Source organism: Streptomyces sp. I05A-00742 (assembly GCF_013055795.1).
Classification (GTDB): domain Bacteria; phylum Actinomycetota; class Actinomycetes; order Streptomycetales; family Streptomycetaceae; genus Streptomyces.
In genome coordinates this window covers 123,122-137,559 of the sequence record NZ_JABETO010000017.1, presented here as the reverse complement: position 1 = coordinate 137,559, position 14,438 = coordinate 123,122, and the positions used below count along the sequence as shown (strand labels likewise).

Annotated in this window: 14 protein-coding genes and 1 pseudogene; 6 read left to right on the top strand and 9 right to left on the bottom strand. The window is 74.6% G+C overall.

Translation table 11 applies throughout. The features are described 5' to 3' along the window. From HN013_RS18270 to HN013_RS18250, 5 genes and pseudogenes are all read right to left on the bottom strand, one after another. Nucleotides 1-1,620, bottom strand: a pseudogene (locus HN013_RS18270) (hypothetical protein); the annotation flags it as partial. Nucleotides 1,621-1,703: 83 nt separating this feature from the next. Further along, nucleotides 1,704-2,597, bottom strand: a complete 894-nt coding sequence (locus HN013_RS18265) for a hypothetical protein (RefSeq protein WP_398980142.1) — start codon at nucleotides 2,595-2,597, stop codon at nucleotides 1,704-1,706. A 255-nt stretch (nucleotides 2,598-2,852) separates the two neighbouring features. Beyond that, complete coding sequence (locus tag HN013_RS18260; protein ID WP_171167444.1) at nucleotides 2,853-4,385, bottom strand: hypothetical protein; 1,533 nt, start codon at nucleotides 4,383-4,385, stop codon at nucleotides 2,853-2,855. Between the two features lie 96 nt (nucleotides 4,386-4,481). After that, complete coding sequence (locus HN013_RS18255) at nucleotides 4,482-5,459, bottom strand: DUF979 domain-containing protein (RefSeq protein WP_171167442.1); 978 nt, start codon at nucleotides 5,457-5,459, stop codon at nucleotides 4,482-4,484. Continuing rightward, complete coding sequence (locus tag HN013_RS18250; protein WP_249375113.1) at nucleotides 5,456-6,247, bottom strand: DUF969 domain-containing protein; 792 nt, start codon at nucleotides 6,245-6,247, stop codon at nucleotides 5,456-5,458. Before HN013_RS18250 ends, HN013_RS18255 begins: the two co-directional genes overlap by 4 nt. Nucleotides 6,248-6,444: 197 nt before the next feature. Here HN013_RS18250 and HN013_RS18245 point away from each other — a divergent pair, with 197 nt between their 5' ends. The 4 genes from HN013_RS18245 to HN013_RS18230 are packed head-to-tail and all read left to right on the top strand — an operon-like array spanning nucleotide 6,445 to nucleotide 9,360. Continuing rightward, nucleotides 6,445-7,089 carry a GntR family transcriptional regulator gene (locus HN013_RS18245; RefSeq protein ID WP_171167440.1) on the top strand — a complete coding sequence of 215 codons (645 nt, stop codon included), beginning with the start codon at nucleotides 6,445-6,447 and terminating at the stop codon, nucleotides 7,087-7,089. Then, nucleotides 7,086-7,862 (top strand): LamB/YcsF family protein, encoded by a 777-nt coding sequence (locus tag HN013_RS18240; protein WP_171167438.1) that lies wholly within the window; start codon nucleotides 7,086-7,088, stop codon nucleotides 7,860-7,862. Before HN013_RS18245 ends, HN013_RS18240 begins: the two co-directional genes overlap by 4 nt. After that, nucleotides 7,859-8,482: an allophanate hydrolase subunit 1 gene (locus HN013_RS18235; protein WP_171167436.1), complete on the top strand. Its 624-nt coding sequence runs from the start codon at nucleotides 7,859-7,861 to the stop codon at nucleotides 8,480-8,482. Before HN013_RS18240 ends, HN013_RS18235 begins: the two co-directional genes overlap by 4 nt. Then, nucleotides 8,479-9,360 carry a biotin-dependent carboxyltransferase family protein gene (locus tag HN013_RS18230; protein WP_171167433.1) on the top strand — a complete coding sequence of 294 codons (882 nt, stop codon included), beginning with the start codon at nucleotides 8,479-8,481 and terminating at the stop codon, nucleotides 9,358-9,360. The genes HN013_RS18235 and HN013_RS18230 overlap by 4 nt, the downstream gene beginning before the upstream one ends. A 169-nt stretch (nucleotides 9,361-9,529) precedes the next feature. Here the strand turns inward: HN013_RS18230 and HN013_RS18225 are convergent, their stop codons facing one another. Both HN013_RS18225 and HN013_RS18220 read right to left on the bottom strand, forming a co-directional pair. Then, a complete protein-coding gene (locus tag HN013_RS18225) occupies nucleotides 9,530-10,669 on the bottom strand; it encodes a glycosyltransferase (protein WP_171167431.1) in 1,140 nt (379 codons plus the stop codon). Between the two features lie 130 nt (nucleotides 10,670-10,799). Next, nucleotides 10,800-10,979 (bottom strand): hypothetical protein, encoded by a 180-nt coding sequence (locus tag HN013_RS18220; RefSeq protein WP_171167429.1) that lies wholly within the window; start codon nucleotides 10,977-10,979, stop codon nucleotides 10,800-10,802. A gap of 209 nt (nucleotides 10,980-11,188) precedes the next feature. On the opposite strand from HN013_RS18220, the gene HN013_RS18215 reads away from it, so the two are divergent. Beyond that, nucleotides 11,189-11,626, top strand: a complete 438-nt coding sequence (locus tag HN013_RS18215) for an SPW repeat protein (RefSeq protein WP_312018638.1) — start codon at nucleotides 11,189-11,191, stop codon at nucleotides 11,624-11,626. Nucleotides 11,627-11,745: 119 nt separating this feature from the next. On the opposite strand, the gene HN013_RS18210 is transcribed toward HN013_RS18215, so the two are convergent. Further along, nucleotides 11,746-11,967 (bottom strand): hypothetical protein, encoded by a 222-nt coding sequence (locus tag HN013_RS18210; RefSeq protein WP_171167427.1) that lies wholly within the window; start codon nucleotides 11,965-11,967, stop codon nucleotides 11,746-11,748. A gap of 163 nt (nucleotides 11,968-12,130) precedes the next feature. Next, nucleotides 12,131-12,484, bottom strand: a complete 354-nt coding sequence (locus HN013_RS18205) for a hypothetical protein (protein WP_171167425.1) — start codon at nucleotides 12,482-12,484, stop codon at nucleotides 12,131-12,133. Nucleotides 12,485-12,785: 301 nt separating this feature from the next. Between HN013_RS18205 and HN013_RS18200 the strand changes: the two genes are divergently transcribed. After that, entirely contained in the window at nucleotides 12,786-14,198 is a 1,413-nt protein-coding gene (locus tag HN013_RS18200; RefSeq protein WP_398980131.1) for an FtsW/RodA/SpoVE family cell cycle protein, read from the top strand. Nucleotides 14,199-14,438: the final 240 nt, after the last annotated feature.

Below are 14,438 nucleotides of genomic sequence, written 5' to 3'. Positions count from 1 at the left end.
GTCGCTGGCGGCGAGCGCCGCGCGGGCCGGGTCGGCGTCGGGCGCGGTGTCGTCGAGCCAGCCCGCGCGGACGGCGTCGGCGGTCTCCTGCTCGACCTCGGCCAGCCGCTGCCGCAGATGGCCGGCCTCGCTGCGGGCGCGCTGGGCCTCGGTGGCGGCGGCGGTCGCGTCGCGGTGGGCGGCCTCGCCGGTCTCCTGGAGGGCCGCCGAACGCTCCTCCTGCTCGTCGGCGAGCCGTTCGCCCTCCTCGGCCGCGGCGTTGAGGGCCCGGACCAGGGCGGCGGCGGCCCGCGTCCGGGCGGCGAGGGCGGGCGCGGCGTCGCGTTCGGCCTCGTGGATGGCGGCGGCGACGCGCGCGGAGCGGTCGGCGGCGGCCCGGTGCCGCAGCACGGTCTCGGCGGCCTGCCACGCGGAGTGCAGGGTCCTGGCGTCGTTGAGCTCGCGCCGCTGGGCGGCGGCGGCCTTCTCGGCGGCGGCGAGCGCCAGCGAGGCGTGCCGGTAGGCGAGTTCGGCGGAGATCCGGGAGCTGTGCTCGCGCCCGGTCTCGGCGTCGGTGACGCGGTGGGCGGCACCGGCCACCTGCTCGGCGAGCTCGGCGGCGCGGCCCCGCTCCTCGGCGGCGCGGCCGGAGAGCCGGCGGGCGAGGGCGCGGGTGCGGCGCTCGGCGCCGGCGTGCACGCCACGCGCCTGGTCCCGGCGGGCACCGGCCTCGACGATGCGGGAGAGCAGGTCGAGGGAGCCGGCGGTGAAGTCGCGTTCGGCCGTGAGCTCGGCGCGGCGGCCGAGCTTGTGCGCGAAGCCGTGGACGAGGTCGGCCAGGCCGTCGGTGTCGCGGGTGTCGGTGACCGCGCGCAGCAGCAGATCGGTGAAGTCGGAGTCGTTCTTCACCGCGAAGAGGCCGGCGGCCTCGCCCTCGTCGGCGTTCATCTCCCGCTGGTAGCGGAAGAGTTCGGGGTCGAGGCCGAGCTCGCCGAGGTGTTCGTTCCAGCGCTCGTGGATCTCCTCCCACACCACGTCCAGGTGCGGGTACGCCTTGCCGGCCTCGGTGAGGGCGTCGCGGAACCCCTTCATGGTGCGGCGGCGGCCGCGCGCGGTGGACGCGCCGTCGGCCCTCGGGCGCATGGCGGTGGACTCGGCGACCGGCAGCGCGTCCAGGCTCATCCCGGGGCCGGGCCGGAACGAGTACCACGCCTCGGCGAACTTCCGCGGGTCGTTGGAGACCTGACGGCCGCGCCACTCGCTGACCTTGCCGACGACGACCGTCTCGCCGGTGAGGACGTGCTGCCACTCCAGGGCGACATGGCCGCAGTCGTCGGCGAGCAGGAACTTGCGCAGCACGCCGGAGCTGGCGCCGCCGAGGGTGTTGCGGTGGCCCGGCAGCATCACCGAGAAGATCAGCTTGAGCAGGACGGACTTGCCGCCGCCGTTCTCCAGGAACAGCACGCCCGCGGGCGCGGGGCGGCGCGGCGGCCCGACGGGCTCCTCCTCGAAGAACTCCGCCTGCGCGGGCGCGGGCGACGGCACGGGCGCGCCCACCCCCCGCAGATCCAGCACGGTGTCGGCGTAGCGCGCACCGGCGGGCCCGATGGAGTAGAGGCGGACCCGGGACAGCTCGTACATGGCGGCGGACTCTCGTTTGTCGCGGTGTGGCGGTCGAAAGGTGTGGCGGTCGGAAACGGTCAGAAGCGGTCGTCGGGAAGCGGTCAGGCGTGGAACGGCAGGCCGGCGTCGGCGACCAGGTCGAGGTCGTCGGCGTCGTCGGGCGGCAGCAGGGTGGCGACGCCGTCGCCGACCGGGACGACGCCCAGCTCCAGCAGCTCGGCCATGGCGGCGCTGCCGGCCATGTCGCGGACCTGGAGCTGGTAGCGGGGCGTCGTGCGGTAGGCGCCGCCGGCGTCGTCCCCGGTGCGCTGGAGGAAGCCGGAGTCGACGAGGAAGGCCACGGCCTTGGCGATGATGCCGGTGGTGGAACCGGCCAGGCGGCGGGCGTCCTTGGTCGCCCCGGTGGCGCTGCGGCGCGCGTAGACCCGCCAGGCCGCCTCCAGGCCGGGGGCGTCCGTCACAGGGTCGGTGTTCTCGCCGCCCTCCGCGGCCCGCTCCTCCAGCCGGCGGCACGCCTGCCGGACGAAGGCGTCGACGCCGTTGACGGTGATCCGGCCGATGTACCCGTCGTCGGCCAGGTCCTCGGGGCGCGGGAAGGCCATCGCCGCGACCGCCAGGTGGGCGAGGCCGTGCAGGAAGCGGTCACCGGAGTCGACGGTGGCCCGGCGGGCGTAGTCGCCCATCCGGACCGCGAAGACGGAGTCCTCGGCGGCGGTGACGGCCATGCCGGCCCGGGTGGAGACCTCCAGCACGACGAGGCCGAGGCCGGCGGCGATGGCGTCGGCGAGCCGGGCGAAGGGGGGGTCGTCGCGGTGGCGGCGCAGGAGTTCGGCGTAGTCGGGGTCGCGGGCGGGCTGGAGTCTGGGCTGGAGGCCGAAGGATACGAGCCTGGCGGCGTCGGCTGCGTCGGCGGGGGTGAGCGGTGCGTTGCCGCTCGGGGCGGGGGTGGCGGCGTCCGGGTGTGCCGTCTCGTCGACGTCGTGGTCGTCAATCACCGTTGGTGCTCCTGTGCGTTGTGGCTGCTCTGGGGGGTGGGGTGCCCCGGTCCCGCCCTTTCACCGTTTCCTGCGGGGGCGAGCCCCCGCACCCCCGAAACCGCGCTCCGCGCGGTTGTCCTCAAACGCCGGACGGGCTGATTCAGCCCGTTGGGGGTGCCCCCTCTGGGGGAGTTTGAGGACAAGCACCGAAGGTGCTTTCACGGGGTCCGGGCCAGAGCCCCGGGAAACGGTGAAAGGGCGGGACCGGGGCACTCACGACGCCTCCGACCGATCCGCGGCCATCCCGGCCGCATCGAGCAGCGCCGTGCCCACAACAAGGTCGGCGCCGCCGAACTCCGGATCGTCCAGCACCGTGCCGTCGTCCACGGCGAACAACAGAGAGCGCTCACCCTGCCGATAGGCCGTGCCGACAGCGGGGCTGGCCGCGTGGACGGCCAGCAGGGCGACGAGATACGGCAGTTCGGGATCACGACGACGCGCCTCGGCCAGCAGGCCGGAGAGCCGGCGGGGCGCGTCCGGCGGCAGGGAGAGCAGCTCCATGGCGCTCGCGAGCTGCTCCTCGCTGAAGCGGCTGTCGTCGGGGGTCGCGATGAGGTCGGGCTCGGGCATCTCGGCGCCGAGGTGCTCGCGTTCGGCGGGCGGGGTCAGCAGGAGGTCGACGAGGTCGGTGACGCGGACGGAGGCGGGGGTGCGCGGGCCGGTGCCGCGGGCGAAGAAGGCGTCGGTGACGCGCCCGGCCTGTTCCAGGGGGAGCGGCAGGACGGGGGCGAGGAGCTGACCGTAGAGGTCGAGGCCGGCGCGGGCGGAGGTGGTGGTGAACGCCTGGCGGTCCTGCTCGGCGCGGAAGAGCGGGCCGGCCTCCAGCAGCCGGGACTGGAGCTGGGTGTGCCGGCGGATGCAGTCCTTGACGATGTCGACGAGCTCGGCGGCGCGGCGCTTGTGCTCGGGGTCGATGCCGGAGGCGGCCTCGTCGCGGACCTTGCGGATGTTGGTGAGAATCGCGTTCTCGTGCCGGTAGCGGTCGGCGACGTGCTCCAGCGCCTCGTCGATCATGTCGGGGACGGTCCGCAGCCAGTCGACCGCGCGGACGTTGCGCCGGGTGGCGTCGAGGGTCTTGCGGAGGGTCTCGGCGTACTGGACGGTGCGGTAGCGGGCCTGCTCGGCGGCGAGCTGGGCGTCGGCGAGGCGGCCCCGGCTGACCAGGACCTCCAGCTTGACCTCGGCGGCGATCTGCGCGCTGGTGACGTCCGTGTCGAGGGCGCCGACCAGGACGTTGACGGCCTCGTCGGTGGTGCGCAGGAAGACCGTGCCGCCGGGGCCCGGGACCTCCTCGATCAGCTTGAAGTCGTAGTCGCGGCGCACGTAGGCGCCGTCCGTGCCGAACGTGCCGTAGACGGCCCGGAAGCCTCGGTCGACGCTGCCGACGTTGATGAGGTTCTCCAGGACCCAGCGGGCGACGCGCTCGTGTTCGCCCGCGGGGCGCGCGGGGGCCTGGGCGGCGACGCGCGGCAGGAGCCTGGCCACTATCTGCTCGTGGTCGGCGCCGGTGTCGAAGTCCATGTTGAGCGTGACGAGGTCGATGGCGGCCAGGGCCACCTCCGCCATGGCGTAGACGCCGTACTCGCCCGCGAGGTTGGCCTTGCGGGTGTCGAGGTCGTGCAGCGGCGCCGTGCACGCGAGCGCGCGCAGCCGGCGGGCCAGGCCCTCGTCGGCGGCCGGGCCCGGGGCCGGGCGCGCGGGCCCGTTGAGCTGGGGCGGAACTGCCGCCGGGGCTGGAGAAGTCACGTCGCACAGCGTAGGCGGTCGGTCCGACATCGGACGAAACGGCACGGTCGGAACGGTCCGCCGCCGGGAACGCCCGCGACGGCGCCCCGGCACCCGTCACACGGCAAACACGTACATGATGACCATATTGCACCCTAGCAGGATGAAAGCCGTGGGCAGTTGGGCCTTGATGGGGCCGTACTGGTCCGTGAGTTCGAGCAGCGCGGCGGGCACGAGGTTGTAGTTGGCGGCCATCGGCGTCACGAGGGTGCCGCAGAAGCCGGCGAGCATGCCGACGGCGAGCACGGCCGGGGCGTTCCCGTGCGCCTGCTCGACGAGGACCGGCCAGCCGACGGCGGCGGTCATCACCGGGAAGGCGGCGAAGCCGTTGCCCATGACGACGGTGAACAGGAACATCCCGGCGCAGTAGACGACGACCCCGAGGAGGACCGACCCCTCGGGGAGCGCGGCGGTGGTGATCCTGCGGACCTGCTCGCCGACCCCGGCGATGGAGAAGATCGCGCCGAGCGTGGCGAGCAACTGGGGCAGCAGCAGCGCGAAGCCCATCGATTCGAGCATCGAACGCCCGGCGTGCACCGCCTCGGCGGGCCGCTTCTCGCGGAGCAGCACCATGCCGACGACGAGGGCGGTGACGGCGCCGATGCCGAGCCCGAGGACGGTCTCGCTGCCCTTCTGTAACAGTGGCTCGCCGTTCCAGTGCACTTTCTTGAGGCCGACGGCGCAGACGAGCGCGACGGCCGGAACGGTCAGGGCGGGGACGAACAGCCGCCCGCCGAACCGCTCGGCGCCCGCCTCGCGCCGGCGCGCCGCGGCCTCGGGGTCGCCGGCTCCCGTGCCGCGGCCGGTGAGGCCGAACCCCGCCAGACAGACCATGACGAGGACGGCGGCGCCGAGGGGTTCGGCGGGGGCGCTGCCGTCCGCCACCCAGGTGCCGTAGACGAAGCCCAGGCCGAGCAGGCCCCAGAAGGCGGCGCTGCCGCGGCGCCGCGGGTTGCCGCGGTCGGTGAGCATCTGGGCGGCCATCATCAGGAAGAGGGCGCCGACCAGCCAGTAGAACCACTCCGCCTTGATCATCGGGCCGTCTCCAGCCCGTCCCGGCCGGTGGTGTCCGGTCCGTCATCGGTCCGGGAGGCGGCCGTCCCGGCGGACGGGGTACCCGGGGGCGGGGTGCTCGCGGGCGGGGCATCTGCGGACGGGACGCCGGCGAGCAGCGTCCGGTCCAGCCGCAGCAGCCGCCAGCCGTGCACGGCCAGCGCGCAGAGGGCGGTGGGGATCGCCCAGAGCGCGAGCTCCAACGGCTCCAGCCGGGTGTGGTACGTCGTGTTGACGAACCCGGTGATGAGCAGGATGGAGCCGACGGCCAGGAAGACGTCCTCGCCGAAGAAGAATCCGACGTTGTCGGCGCTGGCGGCGAAGGACCGTATTCGTTCCCGCACCCTCGTCGGCAGCGGCCCGCCGTGGCGGCGCTCGGCCGCCCCCTCGGCCATCGGCGCGGCCAGCGGAAGCACGGTCTGCGCGTGGCCGAAGGCGCCGCCCAGCCCGACGGCGGCGGTCACCTGGCGGAGTAACAGGTAGAGCGCGAGGAAGCGGCCGGTGGTGAGCCGGCCGAAGCGGCCGACGAGACGGCGGGCCTGGACCTGGAGGCCGTGGCGCTCCAAGAGGCCGATGACCGGCAGGGTCACCGCGAAGATCGTCACGGCCCGACTGGAGGCGAAGCCGGTGCCGAAGGCCGCCAGCACCTCGCGCGGCGACAGTCCGCCCAGCAGGCCGGTGGCGATGCCGGCCACGCCGACCACCAGGAGGGGGTTGCGCCGGGTGGCGAACCCGGCCACGACCACGAGGACACCCAGGAGAACGAGCATGCGGCCCGCCTTTCGTGTGCCCGGGATCCCCGGAGTCCCCGGCAGTCCCGGAATTCCCGGTCCTCACTCGATGAGGTGAGGCTCCTTGCCGAGGAGGCTAAGATGTTGTTCAACAATCCTCAAGGGTCCGGGCTCGATCCCAACGGGCCCCGCCCTCCCATGAATCAGCGCAGGTCACCCTCTCCCCAGGAGAAGTCATGGCCCGTTCCACCGCGCAGCGCGTCACCGCCGTGCTCCGCGACCGCATCGAGGGCGGCGTGCTGCCGCCCGGCACCCAGCTCTCGGAAGAAGCGCTCGGCCAGGACCTCGGCGTCTCGCGCAACACGCTGCGCGAGGCGTTCCGCCTGCTGGTCCACGACAACCTGGTCGAACACCAGCTCAACCGCGGGGTCTTCGTCCGGACGCCAGGCCCCGCCGACGTCGGCGACATCTACTGCCTGCGCGCCGCCCTGGAGATCGCGGGGGTACGGGCGGCGGCCGGGGCACCGCAGCCCCTGCGCGAGGCGGTCACGGCCGCCGTCGCGGAGGCCGAATGGGCTGCCGACGACGGCGACTGGCCCCAGGTCGCCACCGCCGACCTGCGCTTCCACCGCGCGCTGGCCGCGCTCAGCGACAGCCCGCGCATCGACGCCGCCATGGACCGGCTGCTCGCCGAACTGCGCCTGGCCTTCCACGCGATGCCCTCGCCGCGCGGCTTCCACCAGCCCTTCCTGATCCGCAACCGCACCATCGAACGGTTCCTCGCGAACGGCGAACTCGGCCGTGCCGAGACCGAACTGACCGCCTATCTGGACGACGCCCGGCAACTGATCGTCGACACGATGCTGGAGAACCGCCCGTGACGCACCCGGAACCCGCTCCCGCCCTCGACCTCAACGCCGACCTCGGAGAGGGCTTCGGACGCTGGCACCTGACCGACGACGAGGCCCTGCTGGCGGTCGTCACCAGCGCCAACGTGGCCTGCGGCTTCCACGCCGGCGACCCCTCGACCATGCGCCGCGTCTGCGAACTCGCCGCCGCCCGCGGCGTCCGCATCGGCGCCCAGGTCTCCTACCGGGACCTGGCCGGCTTCGGGCGGCGCGCCATGGACGTGCCGCCGGACGAACTGGCGGACGAGATCACCTATCAGATCGGCGCGTTGCGGGTGTTCGCGCGGGCGGCCGGCTCCGATGTGGCGTACGTCAAACCCCACGGCGCGCTCTACAACCGCGCGGTCACCGACGCCGGCCAGGCGGCCGCCGTGGTGGACGGCGTGCTGCGCGCGGGAGGCCGGCTGCCCGTGCTGGGCCTGCCCGGCTCGCGGCTGCTCGCCGCTGCCGCGGAGGCCGGACTCCCGGTGGTCACCGAGGCGTTCGCCGACCGCGCGTACACCGCCGGCGCCACACTCGTCCCCCGCCGCCACGAAGGCGCGGTCATCACCGACGAGGAGGCCGTCGTGGCCCGGTCGGTCCGCCTGGCGCGGCACGCCGCCGTCACCGCCCTCACCGGCGAGGAGGTCACCGTCCGGGCCCGCTCGCTGTGCCTGCACGGCGACACCCCCGGCGCCGCCGCGCTGGCCCGGCGGGTGCGGGAGGCCCTGGAGGCGGCGGGCGTCCGGCTGGAGGCGTTCGTATGAGCGCCCCGCGCCCGCTGCGCGTCGGACGGCACGCGCTGCTCGTCGAGGTCGAGGACACCGCCGCGGCCCAGGCCCTGCACGCCGAACTCCTTTGCCGCCGGGAGGCGGGCACCCTGCCGCCCATGACCGAGATCGTCCCCGCCGCCCGCACCGTCCTCCTCGACGGCCTGGCCGACCCGCCCGCCCTCGCGGCCGAGATCCCCCGCTGGACCGTGCCGCCCCTGCCCCCGTCCGAGGGCGAGCCCGTCGTGATCCGGGTGCGGTACGACGGCGCCGACCTGCCCGAGGTCGCCGCGCTGTGGGGGGTCCCCGAGGCGGAGGTGGCGCGCGTCCACTCCGCGCTCGACTTCCGCGTCGCCTTCTGCGGCTTCGCCCCCGGCTTCGGCTATCTCACGGGCCTGCCACCGGAGTTGCACGTACCGCGCCGGGCCACCCCCCGCACCGCCGTCCCCGCCGGCTCGGTCGGCCTGGCCGGCCCGTACACCGGCGTCTACCCGCGCTCCTCCCCCGGCGGCTGGCTGCTCGTCGGCCGGACGGACGCGGTCATGTGGGACCCCGCGCGCGAACCGGCCGCACTGCTCGCGCCCGGCACCCGGGTGCGGTTCGAGGCGTGCGGATGAGCGCGCTGACGGTGATCCGGGCCGGAGCCCTGACCACCGTGCAGGACCTCGGCCGGCCCGGCCACGCCCACCTCGGCGTACCCCGCTCCGGTGCCCTGGACGGACCCGCGCACCGGCTGGCCAACCGGCTCGTCGGCAACCCCGTGACCCGCGCGACCCTGGAGACCACCCTCAACGGCTGTGCCGTGCGCGTCGACACGCCCGTCACCGTGGCCGTGACGGGCGCGCCCTGCGCGGTCCGCGCCGACGGCCGGCCGGTCGCCTGGGGCGCTCCGGTCCGGGTCCCGGCCGGGGCCGTCCTCGACGTGGGGCCCGCGGTGGCGGGCCTGCGCGGCTACATCGCGTTCGCCGGCGGCGTCGACGTCCCGCCCGTCCTCGGCAGCCGCTCCCGCGACCTGCTCTCCGGCCTCGGCCCCGAACCGCTGTCCGACGGCGCGATCCTGCCCCTCGGCCCCCCGTGCGGGCCCCCCGCCTCCGTGGACACGGCACCCTGCCCCGCCCCGCCCGCCGACGCGCTCGTCCTGCCCCTGCTGCCCGGCCCGCGCGCCGACTGGTTCACCCCGAAGGCCCTGACCGTCCTGGCCCGCGGCGACTTCCGGGTGTCCTCCGCGAGCAACCGCATCGGCCTCCGCACCGAGGGCCCCACCCTGGAGCGCTCCGTCCCCGGCGAACTGCCCTCCGAGGGCATGGTGTCGGGCGCGGTACAGGTCCCCCCGGACGGCCGCCCCGTCGTCTTCCTCGCCGACCACCCGACGACGGGCGGCTACCCGGTCGTCGGCGTCGTCCCCGAACCGGCCCTCGCGGCGGCGGCGCAGGCGGTGCCGGGGACGCGGGTGCGCTTCACGTGGTGCGTACAACTCAGCCCGTCCGGCGTTTGAGGACAACCGCGCGGAGCGCGGTCTCGGGGGGTGCGGGGGCGCGGCCCCCGCAGAAACGGTGAAATGGGGGTGCCCCCTCTGGGGGAGGGGCCGGGGCACCCCTCCCCGTGTGGGCACCTGCCGGAATGCCGCACGCCGCCACAACCGGAGCCATCCGACCGTCGCACCCTCACTCCCACCCCATCCCCACCCGCGCGGCCCGCCCGACCACCTCCCGGTAGTGGCCGACCAGTTCGCCCACCGCCACCTGCCACGTACGCCCGAGCACGGACGACCGCGCGGCCAGCCCGTACTCCACCCGCTGCCGGCGCCGCGCCTCCATCGTCTGCACCGCCTCGACGAGCGCGCTCGCGTCGTCGGGGCGGACGAGCAGGCCGGTACGGCCGTGGCCGACGAGGTCGAGCGGACCGCCGGCCGCCGGTGCGACGACGGGCACGCCGCTGGCCAGGGCCTCCTGGACGGTGTGGCAGAAGCCCTCCCGGCGGCCGGGGTGGACGAAGACGTCCAGGGAGGCGAGGATCCGGGCGAGGTCGTCGCCCCTGCGGCAGCCGAGGAAGCGGGCGCCGGGCAGCGCCGCCCGCAGGGCGGGGGCGGACGGGCCGTCACCCGCCAGCACCACCCGCACCCCGGGCAGGACGCACAGGGGAGCCAGGAGGTCCAGCCGCTTCGCGGGCACGAGCCGGCCGGCGTACCCGACGATCAACTCGCCGCCGGGCGCCAGCGCGCGCCGCAGTTCGAGGTCGCGGCGGCCGGGGTGGAAGCGCCCGGTGTCCACCCCGGGCGGCCACAGGAGGGCCCCCGGCACCCCGTGGTCCGCCAGCGCGCGGACGGCCTCCGTGGACGGCGCGAGGGTGCGGTCGACGGCGTGGTGCAGGGCGCGGGCCCGCCGCCAGGCGGCCTCCGCGGCACCGCGCCGGACCGTGCCGCGGCCGGGCGCGGGACCCAGGTGGACGGCCACCGCGGGGACGCCGAGCCGGGCGGCCGCAGCCAGGGCGCGCGCGCCGAGCACCGCCGGGGCCGTCAGGTGGACGATGTGGGGGCGGTGGGCGGCCAGCGCCCTCGTCAGCCGCCCACCCGGCAGCGGGTAACGGAGGGCGGGACGTCCCGGCAGCGGCAGTGTGGGGACGTGGACGACCGGGCGGCGCCCTTCGTCCGGCGTGCCGCCGTCGCACCGGACGGGCGGGGCGGAGGGCGCGACGACCAGTGGCTCGTGGCCGCCGAGCTCCAGGTGCCGGGCGGTCTGCCAGGCGTGGTGGGAGATGCCGTTGACGTCCGGGGGAAACGATTCGGTGACGATGGCGACACGCATACCGGTGTTGTGCGCGATCCGGGCGTGCCACGGGCCACGGGGATCTTTCCGGCCGGGAAACGTCCCGTGAGCGTTGCCTTCCCGGGGTCCGAGGGTGACGGGCCCCGGGCGGGCGGGACCGCCGGGCCGGTCAGTCCGTGCCGCGGATGATGTGCGGCTCCGGATCGTCCTCGTCGCCGAGTGCGTCGGGTTCGCCGCGCGGCGCGGCGCGCCGGGTGGGCGGGCCGGTGGACACGGGGCCCGTCGAGGTGTCTCCGAGGACCGGTATGCGGGGCTGAACCCGCTCTTCCTGCCCTGTGGGGTTCTCCATGGGTGGAACCTCCCCCTGAGGTGCCGTCTGTGGGCTCGCGGGGCGCGGGCCCCGGAAGGCATGCCTTCCCCGTACATCAGTCCGGTACGCCCCCGCCGCAGCAGATGTCATCAGAACGGACTATTCACCCTCTTTCAGGTGAACATGCGACCAATGTGGTTAAACTACTAGAAGGTCCGAATCCTCGTTTGGGAAGGAAGGTGGCTGACGTGACCGCCCCTACGTCACCCCGGATCGACCAGCACCCGGACATCATGGCGCTCCGCGCCCACTCCGAGGAGACGACGGCGATGCCCGCCGCCCAGGCTGTCGAGGCCCTCGCCCTGCTGTGCGGCGTCTACCTGGCCGCCTCACCCTGGATCGTCGGCTTCAACGGCTTCTCCACCCTGACCGCCAACAACCTGATCACTGGTGTCGCCTTCGCCGCCCTGGTCGGCGGCTTCGGATCGGCATACGAACGCACGCACGCCATGAGCTGGGCAGCCCTTGCCATCGGCGTCTGGACGATCATCTCGCCCTGGGTCGTGTCCGGTCAGCCCTTCACCACCGGCGCCAACGTCAGCAATGTCATCGTGGGTGCCGTCTGCTGCGTGGTCGCCCTCGCCCTCGCGGGCATGGGCATGAGCCGGGCCCGCGCCCGGCGCTGACGGTGCGGCACCTGCCCCGCGGATCCCGCGGGGCAGGGCCCGTACGGCCGCCCCGCGAGGCGGCCGTACGGATGTACCGGACACCGCACCGGACACCACGGGCACCGCACGCCCCGCGGTCACCGCGCGAGAGCCCCCGCGGAGCTCGACCCCTCACCGGCCGGAACCGGCGCCGCGTCCCCGGCCGCCGGGGGCGCTCCGGCGCCCGGCGAGGTCGCACCAGGCCCGGCGGCCCAGCCGCCCCGGTCCACCCCGTCGCCGAGCGCCCGGCGGGCTCGTTTGCGCAGTTGTGAGTCCATGTCACGGCGGATCCGTCCGATGATCTCATCCATGTCGGGCATGCGGGCGACAGTAGATCATCGGATCTCAACACCGCATGAGATCACGGGTATTCACCCGCCCGGATGAACGAAGCGGCTGAACGAGGCGGGGAACGACGCGGGAGAACGGGCCCCCCGACCCGCGCCCTGCCCCCGCACGGAGCCGGCCGCCCGGACCCGGGCGTCAGCCGCCCTGCGCGACGGCCAGCGCCCCGTCACCGGCCCGCGCGTACCAGCGGTCGCCGCGCAGCTCCGCCAGGCCCTGCCCGGCCAGCCCATTGACGTGTTTGAGGATGGTGCGGGGCTGGTAGCCCACCGCCGCGCACAGCTCGTCGACGGACGCGCCGCCCGCCCCGTAGGAGCGCAGCCGGTCCCAGGTCCTGGCCTCGTGCCGGCCCAGGCCGGGGACGGCGTCCGGGGCATCCGGAACACCTCCCGGGACGGCCACCGGCCGGGCGTGCGGGCGGCGCGGTCCGCCGACCGGCCGCGGTGTGCGGTTGACGCTGCGGTGTCTGCGGCCCTTCTGGCGCTTGCTCATGAACCACTCTCCGTCCTGCTGCGAGGGGCCCGTCGCACGGGCCCTGACTGGCGGCCGCGGGATAGCGCACCGCCGGGTGGTCGACCGGCACCGTCCCCGGCCCGCTTACGGCGCCGGGGACGACCATGGGCGACCCGATCATGACGCAGGGCTACCACGGAGCGCCGGAGACCAGTCCTCCTTGTCGGATATGTGACGCTGGTGGCGTGCACATAGCGAATGTCGAGGATGGGACGGGAGTCACCGGATTGCGAAGAATTCTTCGGGCCTCCCGGGTTTTCCCCGGCGGGGGCCGATCATCATGACGGGTGTGACTGTGGAACCCGTACGCGTCGAGGACGACGGCAGCGGGGCACCCGCCGAGCCACCGGCCGTGCGGGAACCGCGCCGCCTGTACGAGGCGGTGCTGCAATGCCTCGCCGTCGTGATCAGTGTCTTCGGCTACCTGTACGCCGGCCTGGCGACCACCGGCGAGATCCCCGAGGGCCTGCCGGGCTTCGCCGGCTCCATGGTCTGCCTGGCCCTGGTGCCGCACCTCGTGCTGCGCCGCTGGGCCCCCCACGCCGACCCGCTGATCCTGCCGCTCGCCACCCTGCTCTCGGGGCTCGGCCTGGTGCTGCTGTTCCGGCTGGACCACGCCTACGCGGCACGCTACAACTCCCCCGGCACCGCCTCCGGCCAGCTGCTGTGGACGGTCATCGGCGTCGGGGTGTGCGTCGGCGTCCTCGTGGTGCTGCGGGACCACCGGTGGCTCCAGCGGTACATCTACCTGACCATGGCCGTGGCCCTGATCCTGCTGATGGCCCCCGCGGCCTTCCCCGGCGACACCTACGGCGCCAAGCGGTGGATCTTCCTGGGGCCGCTGTCCTTCCAGCCCGGCGAGTTCGTCAAGACCATGATCGCGATCTTCTTCGCGGGCTACCTGGTCGCCCACCGCGACGCCCTCGCCCTCACCGGCCGCAAGGTCCTCGGCTTCCGCCTCCCGCCCGGCCGGCAGCTCGCCCCCATCCTCGCGGTGTGGGTACTGAGCCTGCTCGTCCTGGTGCTGGAACGGGACCTCGGCACCTCCCTGATCTTCTTCGGGCTGTTCGTGGTGATGCTCTACGCGGCCACCGAGCGCACCAGCTGGGTGCTCTGCGGGCTGCTGATGGCCGTGGTGGGAGCCGCTGCCGTCGGCTCGACGGAACAGCACGTCAAGGGCCGTATCGTCGCCTGGCTGCACCCCTTCGACATCTACCTGCCCAAGGACCAGCGGCCCCCCGGCCTGATCTCCGACCAGGCCGCGCAGGCCCTCTTCGGATTCGGCAGCGGAGGGCTCTCCGGCACCGGCCTGGGCCTGGGCCACCCGGAGCTGATCGGCTTCGCCGGCCGCAGCGACTTCATCCTCACCACGGTCGGCGAGGAGCTGGGGCTCGCCGGGGTGATGGCGGTGCTGCTGGTCTACGCGCTGCTGGTGCAGCGCGGGCTGAGCACGGCCCTGCGCTCGCGCGACCCGTTCGGCAAGCTGCTGGCCGTGGGGCTGGCGGCGGCGCTCGCGCTCCAGGTGTTCGTGGTGGCCGGGGGCGTCCTCGGGCTCATCCCGCTGACCGGCAAGGCCCTGCCCTTCCTCGCCAAGGGCGGCTCCTCGCTGGTCGCCAACTGGCTGATGATCGCGCTGTTGCTGAGGATCAGCGACGCGGCGGGGCGGGAACGGGTGACGGCCGCTCCGGGTTAGCGCCCTTCCGGGCCAGGGGCTCTCCGGGTCAGGGGCTCTCCGGGTCAGGGGCTCTCCGGGTCAGGGGCTCTCCGGGTCAGGGGCTCTCCGGGGGACGTCCGTTCCGGGCGGGTTCCTCCGGGAATCGCGATGCCGGGCCGTCACCCGCGGCCCATTGGCGCTCCCGTGAAGTGAGGGACGCGGTGTGCGGGGCATCCATGTCAGAGAAAACTGATCGGATGCCGATCGGACGATGTTCCG

Bases quoted from the DNA above. Each gene is read 5' to 3' on its own strand.
- HN013_RS18235 (WP_171167436.1), top strand. From the start codon at position 7,859: ATGAGCGCCCCGCGCCCGCTGCGCGTCGGACGGCACGCGCTGCTCGTC.
- HN013_RS18230 (WP_171167433.1), top strand. From the start codon at position 8,479: ATGAGCGCGCTGACGGTGATCCGGGCCGGAGCCCTGACCACCGTGCAG.
- HN013_RS18245 (WP_171167440.1), top strand. From the start codon at position 6,445: ATGGCCCGTTCCACCGCGCAGCGCGTCACCGCCGTGCTCCGCGACCGC.
- HN013_RS18225 (WP_171167431.1), bottom strand. From the start codon at position 10,669: ATGCGTGTCGCCATCGTCACCGAATCGTTTCCCCCGGACGTCAACGGC.
- HN013_RS18200 (WP_398980131.1), top strand. From the start codon at position 12,786: ATGACGGGTGTGACTGTGGAACCCGTACGCGTCGAGGACGACGGCAGC.
- HN013_RS18220 (WP_171167429.1), bottom strand. From the start codon at position 10,979: ATGGAGAACCCCACAGGGCAGGAAGAGCGGGTTCAGCCCCGCATACCG.
- HN013_RS18255 (WP_171167442.1), bottom strand. From the start codon at position 5,459: ATGATCAAGGCGGAGTGGTTCTACTGGCTGGTCGGCGCCCTCTTCCTG.
- HN013_RS18250 (WP_249375113.1), bottom strand. From the start codon at position 6,247: ATGCTCGTTCTCCTGGGTGTCCTCGTGGTCGTGGCCGGGTTCGCCACC.
- HN013_RS18205 (WP_171167425.1), bottom strand. From the start codon at position 12,484: ATGAGCAAGCGCCAGAAGGGCCGCAGACACCGCAGCGTCAACCGCACA.
- HN013_RS18210 (WP_171167427.1), bottom strand. From the start codon at position 11,967: ATGCCCGACATGGATGAGATCATCGGACGGATCCGCCGTGACATGGAC.